Source organism: Pseudomonas sp. SCT (genome assembly GCF_003864275.1).
GTDB classification, from domain to species: Bacteria; Pseudomonadota; Gammaproteobacteria; order Pseudomonadales; family Pseudomonadaceae; genus Stutzerimonas; species Stutzerimonas stutzeri_AE.
The window spans coordinates 50,152-67,086 of sequence record NZ_BDJA01000003.1; the positions used below are offsets into that span (position 1 = coordinate 50,152).

Annotated in this window: 15 protein-coding genes and 2 tRNA genes; 4 read left to right on the forward strand and 13 right to left on the reverse strand. The window is 62.1% G+C overall.

The window, feature by feature from the left end; all coding sequences use genetic code 11:
• The first annotated feature begins 73 nt into the window (after window positions 1-73).
• The 3 genes from BHD08_RS08695 to BHD08_RS08705 all read left to right on the forward strand — a co-directional run bounded on the left by BHD08_RS08695 (window position 74) and on the right by BHD08_RS08705 (window position 1,996).
• Complete coding sequence (locus BHD08_RS08695) at window positions 74-1,450, forward strand: permease (protein ID WP_125021597.1); 1,377 nt, start codon at window positions 74-76, stop codon at window positions 1,448-1,450.
• Between the two features lie 8 nt (window positions 1,451-1,458).
• Entirely contained in the window at window positions 1,459-1,689 is a 231-nt protein-coding gene (locus BHD08_RS08700) for a thioredoxin family protein (protein ID WP_003284956.1), read from the forward strand.
• A 124-nt stretch (window positions 1,690-1,813) separates the two neighbouring features.
• Window positions 1,814-1,996: a PLDc N-terminal domain-containing protein gene (locus tag BHD08_RS08705; protein WP_177412664.1), complete on the forward strand. Its 183-nt coding sequence runs from the start codon at window positions 1,814-1,816 to the stop codon at window positions 1,994-1,996.
• Here BHD08_RS08705 and BHD08_RS08710 read toward each other — a convergent pair whose 3' ends face one another.
• The 6 genes from BHD08_RS08710 to uvrY form a co-directional block, all read right to left on the reverse strand.
• Entirely contained in the window at window positions 1,997-2,242 is a 246-nt protein-coding gene (locus BHD08_RS08710) for a hypothetical protein (protein WP_015277052.1), read from the reverse strand.
• Between the two features lie 152 nt (window positions 2,243-2,394).
• Window positions 2,395-2,468: transfer RNA gene (locus BHD08_RS08715), tRNA-Cys, on the reverse strand.
• 46 nt (window positions 2,469-2,514) lie between these two features.
• Window positions 2,515-2,590: transfer RNA gene (locus tag BHD08_RS08720), tRNA-Gly, on the reverse strand.
• Window positions 2,591-2,659: 69 nt separating this feature from the next.
• Window positions 2,660-3,217: a CDP-diacylglycerol--glycerol-3-phosphate 3-phosphatidyltransferase gene (pgsA, locus tag BHD08_RS08725; RefSeq protein WP_041756630.1), complete on the reverse strand. Its 558-nt coding sequence runs from the start codon at window positions 3,215-3,217 to the stop codon at window positions 2,660-2,662.
• A gap of 34 nt (window positions 3,218-3,251) precedes the next feature.
• Window positions 3,252-5,075 (reverse strand): excinuclease ABC subunit UvrC, encoded by a 1,824-nt coding sequence (uvrC, locus tag BHD08_RS08730; RefSeq protein ID WP_015277054.1) that lies wholly within the window; start codon window positions 5,073-5,075, stop codon window positions 3,252-3,254.
• Window positions 5,075-5,719 carry a UvrY/SirA/GacA family response regulator transcription factor gene (gene uvrY / locus BHD08_RS08735; RefSeq protein ID WP_015277055.1) on the reverse strand — a complete coding sequence of 215 codons (645 nt, stop codon included), beginning with the start codon at window positions 5,717-5,719 and terminating at the stop codon, window positions 5,075-5,077. The genes uvrC and uvrY overlap by 1 nt, the downstream gene beginning before the upstream one ends.
• 206 nt (window positions 5,720-5,925) lie before the next feature.
• On the opposite strand from uvrY, the gene BHD08_RS08740 reads away from it, so the two are divergent.
• Window positions 5,926-6,642: a hypothetical protein gene (locus BHD08_RS08740; protein ID WP_015277056.1), complete on the forward strand. Its 717-nt coding sequence runs from the start codon at window positions 5,926-5,928 to the stop codon at window positions 6,640-6,642.
• 8 nt (window positions 6,643-6,650) lie between these two features.
• On the opposite strand, the gene BHD08_RS08745 is transcribed toward BHD08_RS08740, so the two are convergent.
• The 7 genes from BHD08_RS08745 to ercA all read right to left on the reverse strand — a co-directional run bounded on the left by BHD08_RS08745 (window position 6,651) and on the right by ercA (window position 16,834).
• Entirely contained in the window at window positions 6,651-7,532 is an 882-nt protein-coding gene (locus BHD08_RS08745) for a cation transporter (RefSeq protein WP_125021601.1), read from the reverse strand.
• Window positions 7,533-7,645: 113 nt separating this feature from the next.
• Entirely contained in the window at window positions 7,646-10,768 is a 3,123-nt protein-coding gene (locus BHD08_RS08750) for an efflux RND transporter permease subunit (protein ID WP_015277058.1), read from the reverse strand.
• Window positions 10,765-12,252, reverse strand: coding sequence for an efflux RND transporter periplasmic adaptor subunit (locus tag BHD08_RS08755; protein ID WP_125021603.1), 1,488 nt, complete (start codon window positions 12,250-12,252; stop codon window positions 10,765-10,767). The genes BHD08_RS08750 and BHD08_RS08755 overlap by 4 nt, the downstream gene beginning before the upstream one ends.
• On the reverse strand, window positions 12,249-13,502 hold the full coding sequence (locus tag BHD08_RS08760) for a TolC family protein (RefSeq protein ID WP_125021605.1): 1,254 nt from the start codon (window positions 13,500-13,502) through the stop codon (window positions 12,249-12,251). The genes BHD08_RS08755 and BHD08_RS08760 overlap by 4 nt, the downstream gene beginning before the upstream one ends.
• A gap of 91 nt (window positions 13,503-13,593) precedes the next feature.
• On the reverse strand, window positions 13,594-13,938 hold the full coding sequence (locus BHD08_RS08765) for a hypothetical protein (protein ID WP_125021607.1): 345 nt from the start codon (window positions 13,936-13,938) through the stop codon (window positions 13,594-13,596).
• 51 nt (window positions 13,939-13,989) lie between these two features.
• A complete protein-coding gene (locus BHD08_RS08770) occupies window positions 13,990-15,687 on the reverse strand; it encodes a NahK/ErcS family hybrid sensor histidine kinase/response regulator (RefSeq protein ID WP_015277062.1) in 1,698 nt (565 codons plus the stop codon).
• Window positions 15,671-16,834 carry an alcohol dehydrogenase-like regulatory protein ErcA gene (gene ercA, locus BHD08_RS08775; protein WP_125021608.1) on the reverse strand — a complete coding sequence of 388 codons (1,164 nt, stop codon included), beginning with the start codon at window positions 16,832-16,834 and terminating at the stop codon, window positions 15,671-15,673. The genes BHD08_RS08770 and ercA overlap by 17 nt, the downstream gene beginning before the upstream one ends.
• Window positions 16,835-16,935: the final 101 nt, after the last annotated feature.

A 16,935-nucleotide genomic window follows, 5' to 3' on the forward strand; every position in this document is an offset into this window, starting at 1 on the left:
ACTTGACCTTGATCAGCAGGGCCCGGCGCAAGCTGACTAACATCCGTATGAGATGTCTGACAGGAACTTAGAAATGGACAGCCCCGCGCACGAGCCACCTGTGCCAGCCAGTCATACGCCGCCTTCGCTAAGGACGCATCTGGGCAACTTCTGGCGGGGTCACCCGACAGAGGCGAAGGTGCTGCTTGGCATGTGCGCCGCGTTCCTGCTGATCTTCTTCCTGCCAATGGGCCAGCCGCGCTTCGAAAATGCGGTACTGGAAGGCTTGCGCCTGACCCAGTGGTATGCCCGCGAGCACGTGATCCTCTGCCTGTTGCCGGCATTCGTCATCGCTGGTGCGATGGCCGTCTACATCAGCCAGGGCGCCGTGATGAAGCACCTTGGCCCAGCATCGCCGAAGCCGGTGGCGTTCGGCGTCGCCTCCGTCGCCGGCACGCTGCTGGCGGTGTGCTCCTGCACGGTGCTGCCGCTGTTCGGCGGCATCTACAAGCGTGGTGCGGGGCTGGGCGCAGCGATTGCATTCCTCTATTCGGGGCCGGCGATCAACGTGATGGCCATCGTGGTGACCGCCAAGGTGCTCGGAGCCGAGCTTGGGATTGCCCGAGCCGTCGGCGCTATCGTCTTTGCCCTGGTGATCGGCGCCATCATGCATCTGCTCTACCGTCATGAGGAGGCAGCACGCGCAGCCAAGGGCGCGCGCGGATTCGCCGATGATGACGATGGCCACCCGATAGGTGACATCGTGGCGCTGTTCGGCTTGATGATTGGCATCCTGGTTTTCGCTAACTGGGCACGGGCTGAAAGCGCCGCCTGGATGGCAGTGTTCAGCTGGAAATGGCCGATCACCGCGGTGCTCGCCATATTGCTCGCAACCCTGCTGGTACGCCGCTGGCAGTGGTCGGTGCGACCGTTGCTGGTTATAGGGGCACTGGTAGCGGCAAGCGCCTTGCTCAAACCGCAATGGCCGGAACTCGCCATGGTCATCGGCATTGCCGGCCTGATGCTGCAGGCCAGTCGCGAGAACGCCGCCGGCCAGGAATGGGTTGGCCAGAGCTGGGATTTCACCAAACAGATCATGCCGCTGCTGCTGGGTGGCGTATTGATCGCCGGGATGCTGCTCGGTCGCCCTGGCCATGAAGGGCTGATCCCTAGCGAGTGGGTAGTATGGGCTGTGGGCGACAACAGCTTCACCTCCACCCTGCTCGCCTCGGTCCTCGGCGCGTTCATGTACTTTTCCACGCTGACCGAAGTGCCGATTGTGGAGGGTCTTTTGGGCGCCGGGATGGGCAAGGGGCCGGCGCTGGCGATTCTTCTGGCAGGTCCCGCCCTGTCATTGCCGAACATGCTGGTCATCCGCACCGTGCTCGGCGCGCAGAAAACGATCGTGTACTGCTCGCTGGTCGTGGTGATGGCCACGCTCAGCGGTTATCTCTATGGCCAACTGATGTGAGAACGACGATGAAACTGACTGTCTATGGATCCGGCTGCGCCAAGTGCCAGCAACTCACTGCCAACGCCGAAGCAGCAGCGCGGCGTCTTGGGCTCGATTTCGAGGTCGAAAAGGTCACCGATGTAAACGCCATCATCGACGCGGGCGTCATGCGCACCCCGGCGCTGGCAATAGACGAAGAAATCGTTGTGGAAGGCAAGGTGCCTAGCAGCGATGAACTCCAGCAACTGCTTGGCTGAGTGATGCGGAGCCTTGATCGTGCCGCACCAGCGGCACGGCGGGGCTTGCCGAACGGAACCGCACTGCGTAGTTCACGGCCTCATAAAAGGTGAACTACCAGGAGAATGAGAAGTGTCCGATTCGATGACGTATCTGGCCATCGCTGCCGCGGTAGCCCTGATAGCCCTGAATCTGCTCGCGATCATCAGCGTATTCAAAAGTGACCGAACCGTAGGCGCAAAAGCGCTCTGGGCGATCGGCATCGCTGTCTTTCCGGTCCTGGGACTGCTGTTCTGGCTGCTGGCCGGCTTGCGCCGCGCCCGCTGATCAGGGCTTCAGGCCAAGCAGATACAGAGCCCTGCCGAGCACTCTCACCGAATCGGCGTGCTTACCAGCCTGATGCAACTGTTCGCCCTCGGCGCGCAACTCACGAACCTGCTGCAGCGTAGCGGCATCCTTGGGCGGATTGGTCTTGAGCTGCTCGTCGATCTTGGCCATATCCATGGGGCAGTGCATCGCCAGCAGCGGCGAGCTGAAGAGGATGGCAAAAGCAAAAGCTGTGAGGCGGCGCATGGCTATTCTCCCGCGCAAAAGGCGCTGACGAAGTATAGATAGCCTTTGGGGAACCGCCCGCCGTCGAACTCACTGCTGAGTGCGAAGCACCCGAAATTCTGTCGCGCAAAAGAAAAAGCCCCAAGCAACGAATTGCTTGGGGCTTTTCAATATGGAGGCCGATGTCGGAATCGAACCGGCGTACACGGATTTGCAATCCGCTGCATAACCACTCTGCCAACCGGCCTCAAAACGAAGGCGCCGCATTACTACTGCGGCGCGATCTTAAAAACTGGAGCGGGAAACGAGACTCGAACTCGCGACCCCGACCTTGGCAAGGTCGTGCTCTACCAACTGAGCTATTCCCGCGTTGTCTTGGTGACGGGCGCCATTCTATACGATCGAAGGCTGCCGTCAACCCTTTGATTAAAAAAGTTTTTATTTCTTTTCGGTGGTGCTTAGGTGCGGCCAGGCAGCCATCAGGTAATTGATCATCGACCACAGCGTCAGCCCAGCCGCTACGATCAACAGCGCGTAGCCCAGGCCCACCCAGATTGTCGGCTGCGGCGGATTGGCCAGCAGGATAACCAAGGCCGCCATCTGCGCGGCGGTCTTCCATTTGCCCAGGTTTGACACTGCGACCTGAGCGCGGGCGCCCAGTTCGGCCATCCACTCACGTAATGCCGAGACAACGATCTCCCGACCGATGATGATCGCGGCAGGCAACGTCAACCAGAGGTTGGCGTGCTCTTCGACCAGCAGCACCAGGGCCACCGCCACCATGAGCTTGTCCGCGACCGGATCGAGAAAGGCGCCGAACGGCGTGCTCTGCTCAAGCCGACGCGCCAGGTAGCCGTCGAGCCAGTCTGTCAGCGCCGCTACGGTGAACACGGCACTTGCAGCTAGGTAGCTCCAGTAGAACGGGAGATAGAACAGCAAAATAAAGATGGGTATCAGCAGCACGCGCAGAACGGTGAGCAGGTTCGGGATATTCATCGGTACCACTGATCGGCGGAATTCGGGGGACAGTTTACTCACTGTGCAGAGCTGCATAAATCGACTCGGCGAGCTTTTTGCTGATACCGGGCGCTTTGGCGATCTCGTCGAGGCTCGCTCTACACAGTTCCTGAAGACCGCCAAAATGCGTAAGCAGTTCGCGACGGCGCTTCGGGCCGATGCCGGGAACCTCCTCCAGGGTCGAGGTCCGCCGCGCTTTTCCACGTCTGGCACGGTGACCGGTTATGGCGAAACGGTGGGCCTCGTCGCGCACCTGCTGGATCAGGTGCAGTGCCGGTGAGTCGGCCGGGAGGGTGAATTCGTGGGCCGCGTCGTTGAGGTAGAGCGTTTCCAGGCCGGGCTTGCGGGTCACGCCCTTGGCCACGCCGAGCAGGATCAACTCAGGCACTGCCAACTCTTCGAGCACCTCGCGCGCCATATTGAGCTGGCCCTTGCCACCGTCGACCAGCAGGATATCCGGCAACTTGCCCTCGCCTTCCGCTGCCTTGCGAAAACGCCGGGACAGCGCCTGATGCATCGCTGCATAGTCATCGCCGGCGGTAACGCCTTCGATGTTGTAGCGGCGGTAGTCGGACTTGAGTGGACCTTCCGGACCGAACACCACGCAGGAGGCTACCGTCGCCTCACCGCTGGAATGGCTGATATCGAAGCACTCCAGGCGTTGTGGCGGCTCGTCGAGTTCCAGCGCCTCGGCCAATGCTTCGAAGCGAGCCGACAGGTGCTGACGGTTGGCCAGGCGCGCGCCCATCGCCTGCTCGGCATTGGTCAACGCCAGCTGCTGCCAGCGGGCTCGCGTGCCACGGACGCGGTGGGTGATGGTCAGCTCTACGCCGCGCAGCTCGGAAATGGCGTCGATGAGCGTCGCAAAGTCTTCGTGTACCGCATTGACGATCAGTTCTGCCGGCAGATCGCGTTCGGCAGCGCCCAGGTAGTACTGCTCCAGGAACGCCTGTAGCACTTCGCTGACGCTTTCCTCGATGGCTACCTGCGGGAAGAAGTTCTTGCTGCCCAGCACGCGACCGCCGCGCACGGTGATCAGATGCACACAGGCGCCGCCCGGGCTCACCACGGCGGCGACGATATCCACGTCGCCAGTGCCGCCTTCCATGCTTTGCTGATCCTGCACCCGGCGCAGAATGCCGATCTGATCGCGAATTTCCGCGGCACGCTCGAAGTCCAGGCTCATCGCCGCCTTTTCCATGTTACGCGACAGTTCTTCGGCCAGCGCATTGCTGCGCCCTTCGAGAAACATCACCGAATGGCGTACGTCTTCGGCGTATTCCGCTGGCTCGACCAGGTTCACACACGGCGCCTTGCAGCGCTTAATCTGGTACTGCAGGCAAGGCCGTGTGCGGTTTCGGTAGTAACTGTCTTCGCATTGGCGCACAAAAAAGGCTTTTTGCAGCAGGCTCAGGCTTTCGCGGATCGCTCCCGCGCTGGGATAAGGTCCGAAGTAACGCCCGGGCTCTTTCTTCGCGCCACGGTGAATGCTCAGTCGCGGGAATTCGCCGGCTGAGAGGAATACGTAGGGATAGGACTTATCGTCACGCAGCAGGATGTTATAAGGCGGCCGCCATTGCTTGATCAGCGTCTGCTCGAGCAGCAGCGCCTCGGTTTCGTTGGCGGTGATGGTGGTCTCGACCTGTGCGATCTTCGCCACCAAGGCTGCGGTCTTTGGCGCCTGCCCCGTCTTGCGGAAGTAGCTGGCCAGGCGCTTCTTGAGGTTCTTGGCCTTGCCGACATATAGCAGCTTGGCCTGCGCATCGAACATGCGATAAACGCCCGGACGGCCGCTGCAAGCCGCCAGGAACGCCGATGAGTCGAAGGTTTCTGTCATCAGTTGACGGTGTCGACCATCCCGTGACGAACCGCCAGCAAGGCAAGCTCGACATCACTGGTAATCGACAGCTTTTCGAAGATGCGATAACGGTAGGTATTGACCGTTTTCGGCGAGAGACAGAGCTTGTCGGAGATGCTCTGCACTTTCTGGCAGTTGGCGATCATCAACGCGATCTGGATTTCCCGCTCGGAAAGCAGATCGAACGGCGACTCGCTGAGCTGCGGCTGGAACGATTTGAGCGCCAGCTGCTGGGCGATCTGCGGACTGATGTAACGCTGACCGCCAAACACCATGCGAATGGCCTGGACCATCTCTTCAAGGCCTGCACCCTTGGTCAGGTATCCCGCCGCACCGGCCTGCAGGAGGCGCGTCGGGAACGGGTCTTCTTCACAGATCGTCACGGCAATGACCTTGAGATCCGGATAGCTGCGCAACAGCTTGCGGGTCGCCTCCAGGCCACCGATACCCGGCATCTTGACGTCCATCAGAACGACGTCGGGCTTGAGCTCCCGAGCCTTGCGGATCGCGTCCTCGCCGGAGTCAGCCTGACCTATCACCTGTAGTCCGGAGATGTCCGCCAGCATACGACTGATGCCCGTGCGAACCAGATCGTGGTCATCGACCACCAGCACCCTAATCAAGCAGACACCTCATTGACCGTATTAAAAGCTGGCTGGCTGCTCGCTTTTTCAGGAGCGAACTCTATCAAAAAAATCATCGGCCTGGCCGATCAAGACGCAGTGAACTGATCGAGATCATTAGTCCACATCGACCGGCCGACGAACTGCACACTGAACACCGATGGACAGCCAAAGTCACAAGCGGGTGACCGCTGCTAGGGTTTTCCATGCTCACGTTTATCGCCGCATTGGCGCTGACGGCTACGCACGTGCTGGCCGGAAGGCTAAGCGAGCTGCACCAGTTGCCACGTAGCCGCTGGCTTTCCGCCGCCGGTGGCGTCGCCGTCGCCTATGTGTTCGTTCACCTGCTCCCTGAACTGGCTCAAGGACAGCAGGTGATGGAGGATAGCGGGTTCCATCCGCTGCGCTATCTGGAACACCACGCTTATCTGCTGGCCCTGCTTGGTCTGGCCTGTTTCTACGGCCTGGAACGGCTTATAAAACAGCACCGTAGCGTGCGCGCGGACGACGAACCATCGCACGCCAGCGTGTTCTGGCTGCATGTTGGCGCATTCGCCGGCTACAACGCGCTGATCGGCTATATCCTGGCCAACCGCGACGCGGGCCAGACGCTTGAACTGGTCTGGTATACCGTGGCCATGGCGCTGCATTTCATGGTCAATGACGTAGCACTGCAACACGACCATCAAGGGCTGTTTGCCCATCGCGGGCGTTGGATTCTGGCAAGCGCGACGCTGGTCGGTTGGGCCTTCGGTGCGACCATCGAGCTGTCAGAACTGGCAGTCTCGGCCGTCACTGCGTTCATCGCCGGTGCGATCATCCTCAACGTGCTCAAAGAAGAGCTACCCACCGAGCGCAACAGTCGATTCGGCGCGTTCCTGCTCGGCTCGCTTGGCTACTCACTTCTGCTATTGATGCTGTGATGAATCACCTACGCGCGCAGCGCCAGAATACGTCTCGCACCGAGCAGGACAATCAAGCCGATCAGACCACCAATGAGCAGGTCCGGGTAGTTCGACCCGCTCCATGCGACCAGGGCGCCAGCTACGATCACGCCGACATTGATGAGTACGTCATTGGCGGAAAAGATATAGCTGGCCTGCATGTGAACACCGCCGTCGCGGTGCTTGGTAATGAGCAGGAGACAGGCGACATTGGCGATCAGCGCTACGAATGCCACAACCATGATCGTCAGCGACTGCGGCTCGCTGCCGAAGAAAAAGCGCCGGCCGACCTCAACCAGCAGGCCAAGCGCCAACAGCCCCTGCAGCCAGCCGGCCAGCTGTGCCGCACGCAACTGGAAGCGTGCAGCCCGGCCGACTGCATAGAGCGCGACCCCGTAAACGGCGGCGTCGGCAAACATGTCCAGCGAATCGCCGATCAACCCGGTCGACTGAGCGACCAGCCCGGCCACCAGTTCGAAGATGAACATGATGGCGTTGATCGCCAGAAGGATTTTCAGCGTGGCTGCTTCCTGCTCCTGGGTGTCGCCGGCCAGTACGTCAGGCGCGCCTTCGGCTGCATGGGTCCGTGTCAGCCCGGCACCCAGGCCCAGGGCCTCCAGCCGTTCACTGAGCGGATCGACACTGCAATCATGGGCTACGGTCAACGTCCTGTTGGGTAGATCGAAAGCCAGATGACGGATGCCCTCGCAGCTGGCGAGCGCCATGCGAATCATCCGCTCTTCAGCGGGGCAATCCATTTTCGGCATGCGATACACGCTGATCCAGCGTGCAGCACCGGATTCCAGCTCGCCTGCTGGGTTGCTCGCAGCGGCCGACCCGCAGCCGCAATCCTGATCAGCACAACTCATCTACCCTCCCCCTGCTGCCGCCATGCCGAGCCTGCTCGACCAAGGCACTGTAACAATTCGCCTCATCATAGCGGCGAGCAGGACTCACAACACAGCGCAGCGTTGCCTGCAGTTCAGCCCCTCGGTTTGCGCATCAGCCGATAGACAGCCGGGATCACGAAGAGCGAGAGCAGTGGCGCACTCAGCATTCCGCCGACCATGGGCGCAGCAATACGACTCATCACCTCGCTACCGGTACCGGCACCCAGCAGGATCGGCAACAACCCGGCGACGATCACCGCGACAGTCATGGCCTTGGGACGCACACGCTGCACCGCACCTTCTCGGATGGCATCGCACAGTGCTGCCTCATCGTGCAGCCCGTCGCGCTGCCGTTCGGCCCAGGCATTCTTCAGATACAACAGCATGATTACGCCAAACTCCGCGGCGACGCCGGCCAGCGCAATAAAGCCAACGCCAGTGGCCACCGACAGGTTGTAGCCCATCAGGTAAAGGAACCAGACGCCACCCGTCAGCGCGAAAGGCAGGGTGAGCATGATCAGCACGGCCTCGTCGAGGCGACTGAAGGTCAGGTAGAGCAGTACGAAGATGATCAGCAAGGTGGCCGGCACGACCAGCTTGAGCCGCTCGTTGGCACGTTCGAGAAATTCGAATTGCCCCGAATAGCTCAGGCTCATGCCGGGTGGCAAGGCGACATCGGCGCTGATCGCCCCCCGCAGGTCGGCGACGACCGAAGCGATGTCGCGACCGCGGACGTCCACGTATACCCACCCGGCCAACCGAGCGTTTTCGCTACGCAGCATTGGCGGGCCGTCGCTGACCCGTACCCGTGCCACACTGCCCAGGGTGATCTGGCTGCCTTGCGGCGTCAGAATGGGCAACTCCTCCAGCGCCTGGGGCGTGTCCCGCCATTCTCGCGGATAGCGCACACTGATGGGGTAGCGCGCCAGCCCCTCGACGGTTTCACCGACGGTTTCGCCGCCGATGGCGCTGGAGACGATGGATTGCACATCGGCGATATTGAGGCCATAGCGCGCCGCATCTCGGCGGTCGATATCGATATCGATGTAGCGCCCGCCGACCAGGCGCTCGGCCAGCGCCGAGCTGACACCCGGAACGCGCTTGGCAACCGCTTCCACCTGCTGACTGACACGGTCGATCTCTTCCAGGTTGGCGCCGGCAACCTTCACCCCGATCGGGCTCTTGATGCCGGTGGCAAGCATGTCGATACGGTTGCGAATCGGCGGTATCCAGATATTGGTCAGGCCCGGGACCTGCACAGCCCTGTCCAGCTCATCGACCAGCTTCTCCGGCGTCATGCCGGCGCGCCATTGCTCGCGCGGCTTGAAACGGATGGTGGTCTCGAACATTTCCAGCGGCGCCGGGTCAGTGGCCGACTCGGCACGCCCCGCCTTGCCGAACACCGTTTCGACTTCCGGTACCGTGCGGATCATCCGGTCGGTCTGCTGCAGCAGCTGGGCTGCCTTCTGTGCCGACAGGCCCGGCAGCGCCGAAGGCATGTAGAGCAGATCGCCCTCGTCCATGGGCGGAAGAAACTCACCTCCGAGGCGCGACATCGGCCACAGCGTGGTAGCCAGGACCAGCACGGCTACCGCAATGGTGGTCTTCGGGTGGTCGAGAACGGTGTTCAATGCGGGGCGATAGACCCGGATCAGCCCGCGATTGAGTGGATTACGCGCCTCGTCCGGCAACTTGCCGCGAATCCAGTAGCCCATCAATACCGGCACCAGCGTCACCGAAAGCCCGGCCGCGGCCGCCATTGCGTAAGTCTTGGTAAACGCCAGCGGTCCGAACAGACGCCCTTCTTGTGCCTCGAGGGTGAATACCGGGATGAACGACAGCGTGATGATCAGCAGGCAGAAGAACAGCGCAGGACCGACCTCCTCTGCTGCGCTGGTCATCACTCGCCAGTGCTCATCGCCTGCCAGCGCCCTGCCGGGATTGGCGTGGCGCCAGGCCTCAGCCTTCTTGTGCGCGTTCTCGATCATCACCACCGCGGCATCAACCATCGCGCCAATGGCGATGGCGATCCCGCCGAGCGACATGATGTTGGCGTTGATGCCCTGGTAACGCATCACGGCGAAGGCGATCAGAATCCCGATGGGCAGCGAGACGATGGCCACCAGCGATGAACGCAGGTGCCAGAGGAAGATGCCGCACACCAGCGCGACGACGATAAATTCCTCCAGCAGCTTGAAGCTGAGGTTCTCCACCGCGCGATCGATCAGCTGGCTGCGGTCGTAGGTGGTGACGATCTCGACCCCCTTCGGCAGGCTGCGCTTCAGCTCCTCGAGCTTGCCGTGCACGGCGGCAAGCGTTTCCCGTGCATTCTTGCCGCTTCGCAGGATGACCACGCCGCCAACGGTTTCCCCCTCCCCATCGAGTTCGGCGATACCCCGACGCATTTCCGGACCAAGCTGCACATGCGCGACATCACCAAGCGTGATCGGCACGCCCTTGGCGCTGAGCTGCAGAGGAATCTGCCGGAAATCATCAAGGGTCTGCAGGTAACCCGAGGCGCGCACCATGTATTCAGTCTCAGCCAGCTCCAGCACGGCACCGCCGGTTTCCTGGTTGGCCATGCCGATGGCCTCGATCACCTGAGCCTGGGTTACTGCAAGGCTGGCCATCTTCAATGGATCGAGCACGACCTGGTACTGCTTGACCATGCCACCGATGGTCGCCACTTCAGCCACGTTTGGCAGCGTGATCAGTTCGTACTTGAGAAACCAGTCCTGCAGGCTGCGCAGTTGCGCCAGATCGTGCCGGCCGCTGCGGTCGACCAGCGCGTACTGAAAGATCCAGCCGACCCCGGTGGCATCGGGCCCGAGTGATGGCTTGGCGCTGGCCGGCAGGCGACTCTGGACCTGGCTCAGATACTCCAGCACCCGCGAGCGCGCCCAGTAGAGGTCGGTGCCGTCCTCGAAAAGCACATAGACGAAGCTGTCGCCGAAGAACGAATAGCCTCGCACGGTCTTCGCGCCGGGCACCGAGAGCATCGTCGTGGTCAGCGGGTAGGTCACCTGGTTCTCGACGATCTGCGGTGCCTGCCCCGGATAGGGCGTGCGAATGATGACCTGCACATCGGAGAGGTCTGGCAGCGCATCGATTGGCGTGGTTCGTATCGCCCAGACCCCAACGGCGGTCATCAGCAGGGTCGCCAGCAGCACGAGAAAGCGGTTCAGCACGGACCAGCGGATCAACGCGGCAATCATGGCTGCTTCTCCATGAGCTGGACGCGCTCGATCAACAAGCCCTGATCGGTTTCCCGCACGGCAAAACGAATCCGGTCTTGCGCCTGAACACCGCGCAGCAACGCCGTGTCGGCCACCGCGAAGCTCATCGTCATGCCCGGCATCCCCAGCGTATGGAATGGCCCATGGGCGATCTTCAGCCGGTTTTCGCTCAGCGCAAGAACGCGGCCTTCGGATTCATGCAGCGCCGGTGCTACCTGCGCATGATCGTGCGCATGCCCCGTATCGCCGGTAGCCGGTGACGCCACGATTCCACGCAGGCTGGCTTCCGAATCCAGCAGGAACTGCCCGGAGGCCACTACCTGCTGCCCCTCTTCGAGGCCTGCGACGATGGCGGCCTGATTTCCGCTGTCGCGGCCCGTCTCGACCTCTACCGGCCGGTAACGCCCGCCCGCCTCGGCGAGCATTACCAGGCTGCGCCGGCCGGTTCGGATCACGGCCTCGCTGGGAATCAGCAGAACCGAAGTGTCGTCTGCGCCCTTCAAGGTGGCCTGCGCCGTCAGCCCGGGTCTCAGCAGGCCTTGCGGATTGGGCAGCTGCACGCGCACGCGCAGGGTACGGCTGGCGGCATTGGCCTCCGGCAGCACGGCAGTGATGGTGCCTTCGATGCGCTCCCCAGGCATGGCCGGCAGGCGCGCTGTAGCTCGTTGCCCTACGCGTATCCCTGTGCTCTGCGCCTCCGGCACGGCGACTTCCAGCCAGACGCTGTCCAAGCCATTGATCCGCGCCAGCGGCGCACCGGCCGCAAGGCTCATGCCCTCACGCACGTCCAGCTCCTGCAGCACGCCAGCAATGGGGGTGGAGATGGTGATCGAAGCACTGACCTTTCCACTGCGTTCAAGCTGGCTGATGGTCGCGGCTGGCATTCCGGCCAGGCGCAGCCGCTGGCGGGCGGCCTCCAGCAGTGCCGGTTCGCCAATACGGCGCAGCGCCAGATATTCCTCCTGCGCGGCCGACCACTCGGGAATCAGCAGATCGGCCAGCGGGGTGCCCTTGTCGAGCAGATCACCCGGCGCATGATGGTAGACGCGCTCGACGAAGCCACCCGCCCGGGCCTGAACCACTGCCACGTCGCGCGCGTTGTATTCGAGTACGCCAACCGCTTCGACCTGGCTGGCCAATTGCCCGCGCGTGACTGATGCCAGGCGCACGCCAAGGTTCTGCGTGATGCCTGCATCGATGCTGATGGCTGCCGCGTCGCCATCCTCGCCGGCGTAACGTGGCACCAGATCCATATCCATGAATGGCGATTTGCCCGGTTTATCGAAGCGATGCTGCGGCACCATCGGGTCGTACCAGTACAACACCTGAGCCTGGCTTGCGACGGCTGGCTCCAGATGCTCTGCGCCGTGCTCATTCTGACTGGCAAGCCAGTAGCCGGCAGCGCCACCGAGCAGCGCTGTCAGGGCGGCCAAGCTGAGGTTTGCGAACGTATTCCGGCTCATTTGGCTTCTCCGTAGGCGAGGTGCAGCCGAGATGCGGCGATGGCCACCAATCCCTGCAGGTCGATCTGCTTCAGGCGGGTTTCAATCAGCTCATTGCGTGCGCCGAGTACCGCCTCCAGGTCATTGCTGCCGGCCCGGTAGCCAGCCATGGCCAGTTCGGTCTTTTCTCGCGCAAGAGGCAGCAGCACTTCTTCGTTTCGCTGCTGGGCGCGCTGCAGGCGATCCAGTTCAGCCAGCTCCACGTCGAGCTGCTCGGCGAATTCACGCACCATGGCTTCTCGCTCGGCCTCCAGCTGGTCGAGCTCCGCATAGCGCGCCGCGATCCGCGGGTTCTGCCGCGACCGCTGGAACACTGGCAGATCGAAGCTGAATTGAAGATTGACCATATCGCCGTACTCGCGACCGCGCTTGAGGTAGCTAACCTCCCAGCTCCAGTCGATCTGCTTCTCGGCGGTCGCCTCGCGAATGCGTGCGCGGGCCTCTTCGGTCATCGGTGCATAGGCGCTCAGCTGAGGATGGCTGACGACGCGGCGGTTCAATTGATCGTGCTCGATCGTCCACCGTGGCGGCTCACCGCGCAGCGGCTGGTTACCATCCTCGCCAACCCAGCGCACCAGCGCCGCGCGGGCCTGACGATATTGCTGGTGCAGTTCGTCCTGGCGCTCCGCCAGAAGCGCTGCTTGCTGCCTTGCGGTGACACTGTCGGTCAGTTGCCCTCTCCCGCCGGCGATACGTGCCCGAATCGCTTCGCCGAGCAGGCGGTTTTCCTCGAACAGCTCGTCGAAGAGCTGAATCTTGCGCTCCACGGAGTGGGTAGCGATCCACGCCTGGGCCGCCGCCAGATGCACCCTGAGCGTTTCGACTTCGCGCGCCGCATCGGCGCGTCCGATAGCGGCGTGGGCTACATCGGTACGCGCCTTGCGCTTGTCGCGATTCGGTACTTCTTGCATCAGGCCAACCATGCGCATGGTCATGCCATCGTCGGTGAGGCTCCAGCGCTCAGCACCCTCGATGGGCAGGTTCTGCACGCCGAGCAGCAGCTTCGGGTCCGGTAGCTCACCTGCCGCAACGGCTTCGCTGCGCGCTGCGCTCAACCTGGATGCCTCGGCACGCAAAGATGGTGCTTGCTGTTGTGCAAGGTTGAGGGCGTCGTCGAAGGTCAGGCCCGTAGCGGCGACTGGCCAGGCGAATGCGCAAATGCACGCCAAGGCAGCGACGGGCCGATACTTCCCTATGAGTTGGAAGTTCATGGATTGGATTCCTCGATATTCCTGCATGCCGCAACGGCATGCTTACAGCGCCTCACGCACGGATGCGGGGCGAGTCAGGTCAGCGAAGGAATCAGTGACGCGGTGGGCGCCAGACATCGGCGCCGGAACGGGTAGGAAAAAACTCGGAATGGCTCACGACGAGCAATGGCACCGAAGCGCCAAGACCTGGCTTGAGTACGGTGGACTGCAGCATGCTGCCGGACTTGCACTGATGGCCGCTTTCACACGAGGGGTTTCCATCGTGCGCATGTTCGTCGTCATCCTGCGTCACGAGCAAATGCCCAGCGTGCTCGGACACCTGCGAATCATCCTGCATCTGGCACGGCTCCGCGCTCAGCTCCAGTGCCGCCATCCCGGTAACGGGAAGCGCAACGCTGATCAGCAGGACGAGAAACAGACGCAGATAGGCTTTCATGGAGAACAGTCTAACCGCCTGGTGTCTTCGGGAAACTTGATCCAGATCGTCTCAGACCTCATTCGACCCATCCGTTCCGTCGCCGCTCAGCAGATGACTGAGCACAGAACGCATCTTTCCAGGTTTGACCGGCTTGTTCAGCACCGGCACGCCAACGCCTTGCAATTGGCGACGGCATTGATCGCTGCGATCGGCGGTGATCATCACCACCGGCAGTCGCGTGGAAAAACGTGCTCGCAGTGCCAGCACGACGTCCCAGCCAGTGCTGCCATGGTCAAGGTGATAGTCCGCAAGAATCGCATCCGGAGCGACGCCCCCCAGCGCCGCAATCGCGGTTTGCTCGTCGGTCGCAGTCACCACCGTACAGCCCCACTGTTCGAGCAGTGCCGCCATGCTGTGCAGAATGCTGGTTTCGTTATCAATCACCAAAAGGCGCCGGCCGGGCAAAGGGTCACCGAGCTGAGGGGCGATCACCGGTGTGACGGCGCTGCGTGGCGGTACTGTCGCGGCCATGGGTACATCGATACTGAACACCGAGCCGCGCCCAGGGCGGGAGCGCACCAGCACGCGGTAGTCCAGCATGTTGGCGATACGATCGACGATTGCCAGTCCTAAACCGACGCCGCTGCGTTCTGCCGCGCGGCTGACACCAAGCTGGTTGAATTCGAGGAAGATCGAATGCAGGTCCTCTTCCGGAATGCCACGGCCAGTGTCCCACACCTCGATACGCAACATGTCGCCACGCTTGCGCGCGCCCAGCAGCACGCCACCGGCATCGGTATAGCGGCAGGCATTGCTCAGCAGGTTACGCAGAATCCGCGTCAGCAAGCGGAAATCGCAGCTGATGGCGCAACGCGGCAGGTAATGCGACAGCTGCAGGCCCTTCGCCGCAGCGACCGGCTGGAACTCGGAGATCAGCGGCAGCAGGATGTCGTCAAGCGAATAGGCATCGATGTCGGGTTTGATGGCAGCCTGATCGAGCTTGGAAATATCGAGCAGATCGGTAAGCAGATCCTCGGCGCCCTCCAGCGCCAGATGCGCCCGCTCCACCAGATGCAGCTCACTCTGCGGCAGCTGGCGTTCACGCAAGGTCGAGATCAACAGGCGTGCCGCGTTGAGCGGCTGCAGCAGGTCGTGGCTGGCCGCAGCGAGGTATTTGTCCTTGCTCAGATTGGCCGCTTCCGCCGCATCACGAGCCTCGCGCAATTCGCAGGTGCGCTCGGCGACGCGCTGCTCCAGCTCTTCGTTGAGCTGCAACAGGCGCAATTGCGCCAGCTTGCGCTCGGTTACATCGGCGACGAAGCCCTCCACCAGGCCGTCTTCGTCGGGCTTGAGCAGCAGGTTCATGATCACGTAGATGGCACTGCCATCCTTGCGGCGTAGGCGCGTCTCGTAGCCGAACAGCCCGTTCTGCTGACTCAACGTATGGCGAATCTGGCGCAATTCCTCCTCACCGCCGATGAACAGGTGATGGGACAGATCGGTCAGGGTCCACAGTGCGTCTTCCGCGGTTTCGTAGCCAAGCATGCGCGCAAGCGCCGGGTTGGCGGCTCGGATGCCTTCCTGCAGGCTGGCCTGGAAGATGCCGTGCACGGCGTGCTCGAACAGCCATTTGTAGCGATTGCGCTCGGCTTCGAGCTCCTCCAGCCGTGCCACCAGCTCCGGATAGTGGCTCTTGCGCGCGGAGTGACTACCGAAACCGAGTAGCTGCGTCAGCGCCTGATGCTGGTCATCAGAGGGCTTCGGCATAGACGACCTCGACGTCCCGCTGCGTCGACGAGCGTGGATTGGTGAGAATGCAGGGATCCTGCATGGCGTGCTGGGAGAGGAACGGGATATCTGAAAGATTCACGCCGTGCAGGCCAAGGGTCTCTCTGAAGCCGATCTGCTGTTTGAGATCGATCAGGTGCTGCACCAGGCGTTCACGCACCTGCCGGTGGCTCAGCCCGCGGGAGTCGATACCCAGAGTTTCGGCAACCATGCGGTAGCGATCCGGCGCGGCATCGTAATTGAACGCAACCACGTGCTCGACGAGGACGGCATTGCACACTCCGTGTGGCAGGTCGAGATAGCCGCCAAGGCTGTGGGACATGGCGTGTACCGCGCCAAGAATCGCATTGGAGAAGGCCAGCCCGGCCTGCATGCTGCCGAGCATGATCTGCTCGCGCAGGGCGATATCGGCCGGATTGGCGATCATCTGCACCAGATTGCCATTGATCAGCCGCATGGCTTCCAGGGCGTGGGGGTCGGTCAGCGGGCCGTGGCCAGTCGAAACGAAGGCCTCGATGGCATGCACCAGCGCATCGATGCCGGTACAGGCCGAAAGAAACGGGTCCATGCTCAGGGTGGTTTCCGGATCGATCAGCGATACATCCGGCACGGCAGCCTTGCTGACGATGGAGAACTTCATCCGCTCCTGTTGATTGGAAATGATCACGAACTGCGAGACATCCGTCGACGTCCCGGCCGTGGTCGGAATCAGGATCAATGGCGGGCTGGGCACGCGCAGCGTGTCCACGCCTTCGAACTCGTAAATGTGACGGCCATGGGCTGCGACGATACCGATGCCCTTGGCGCAATCCATTGGACTGCCGCCGCCAACTGCAACGATGACGTTGCAGCCTTCGCTACGGTAAAGCTCGGCGCCGAGCATCACCTCTTCACATCGCGGGTTGGGGGATACGCCGGTGAACAGGCAATGCCCGATGTTCTGGCGTTCAAGGCTGGCCTGCACGTCGGCTACCCACCCGGCATGAACCACGCCGGGGTCAGACACCAGCAATACCTTGCGTGCGCCGAAATTGGCGGCGCAATTGCCGACGCTATGCCGACAACCCGCACCGAAGATGATTTCAGGGGAGACAAACTTGCGCTGAAGGCTGATATTCGGGCTCATCACTGCGGCCTTTTTATTTTTTGTAACAACTGGCGCAAGCCTACTGCATTACTCGGGCAATGCAATGCGCCGAATGGAGGGCGATTGCCCCCGTCTGGCGG

Bases quoted from the DNA above. Each gene is read 5' to 3' on its own strand.
- BHD08_RS08760 (WP_125021605.1), bottom strand. From the start codon at position 13,502: ATGAACTTCCAACTCATAGGGAAGTATCGGCCCGTCGCTGCCTTGGCG.
- BHD08_RS08755 (WP_125021603.1), bottom strand. From the start codon at position 12,252: ATGAGCCGGAATACGTTCGCAAACCTCAGCTTGGCCGCCCTGACAGCG.
- BHD08_RS08705 (WP_177412664.1), top strand. From the start codon at position 1,814: ATGACGTATCTGGCCATCGCTGCCGCGGTAGCCCTGATAGCCCTGAAT.
- BHD08_RS08745 (WP_125021601.1), bottom strand. From the start codon at position 7,532: ATGAGTTGTGCTGATCAGGATTGCGGCTGCGGGTCGGCCGCTGCGAGC.
- pgsA (WP_041756630.1), bottom strand. From the start codon at position 3,217: ATGAATATCCCGAACCTGCTCACCGTTCTGCGCGTGCTGCTGATACCC.
- ercA (WP_125021608.1), bottom strand. From the start codon at position 16,834: ATGAGCCCGAATATCAGCCTTCAGCGCAAGTTTGTCTCCCCTGAAATC.
- BHD08_RS08765 (WP_125021607.1), bottom strand. From the start codon at position 13,938: ATGAAAGCCTATCTGCGTCTGTTTCTCGTCCTGCTGATCAGCGTTGCG.
- BHD08_RS08770 (WP_015277062.1), bottom strand. From the start codon at position 15,687: ATGCCGAAGCCCTCTGATGACCAGCATCAGGCGCTGACGCAGCTACTC.
- BHD08_RS08695 (WP_125021597.1), top strand. From the start codon at position 74: ATGGACAGCCCCGCGCACGAGCCACCTGTGCCAGCCAGTCATACGCCG.
- BHD08_RS08750 (WP_015277058.1), bottom strand. From the start codon at position 10,768: ATGATTGCCGCGTTGATCCGCTGGTCCGTGCTGAACCGCTTTCTCGTG.
- BHD08_RS08710 (WP_015277052.1), bottom strand. From the start codon at position 2,242: ATGCGCCGCCTCACAGCTTTTGCTTTTGCCATCCTCTTCAGCTCGCCG.
- BHD08_RS08740 (WP_015277056.1), top strand. From the start codon at position 5,926: ATGCTCACGTTTATCGCCGCATTGGCGCTGACGGCTACGCACGTGCTG.
- uvrC (WP_015277054.1), bottom strand. From the start codon at position 5,075: ATGACAGAAACCTTCGACTCATCGGCGTTCCTGGCGGCTTGCAGCGGC.
- BHD08_RS08700 (WP_003284956.1), top strand. From the start codon at position 1,459: ATGAAACTGACTGTCTATGGATCCGGCTGCGCCAAGTGCCAGCAACTC.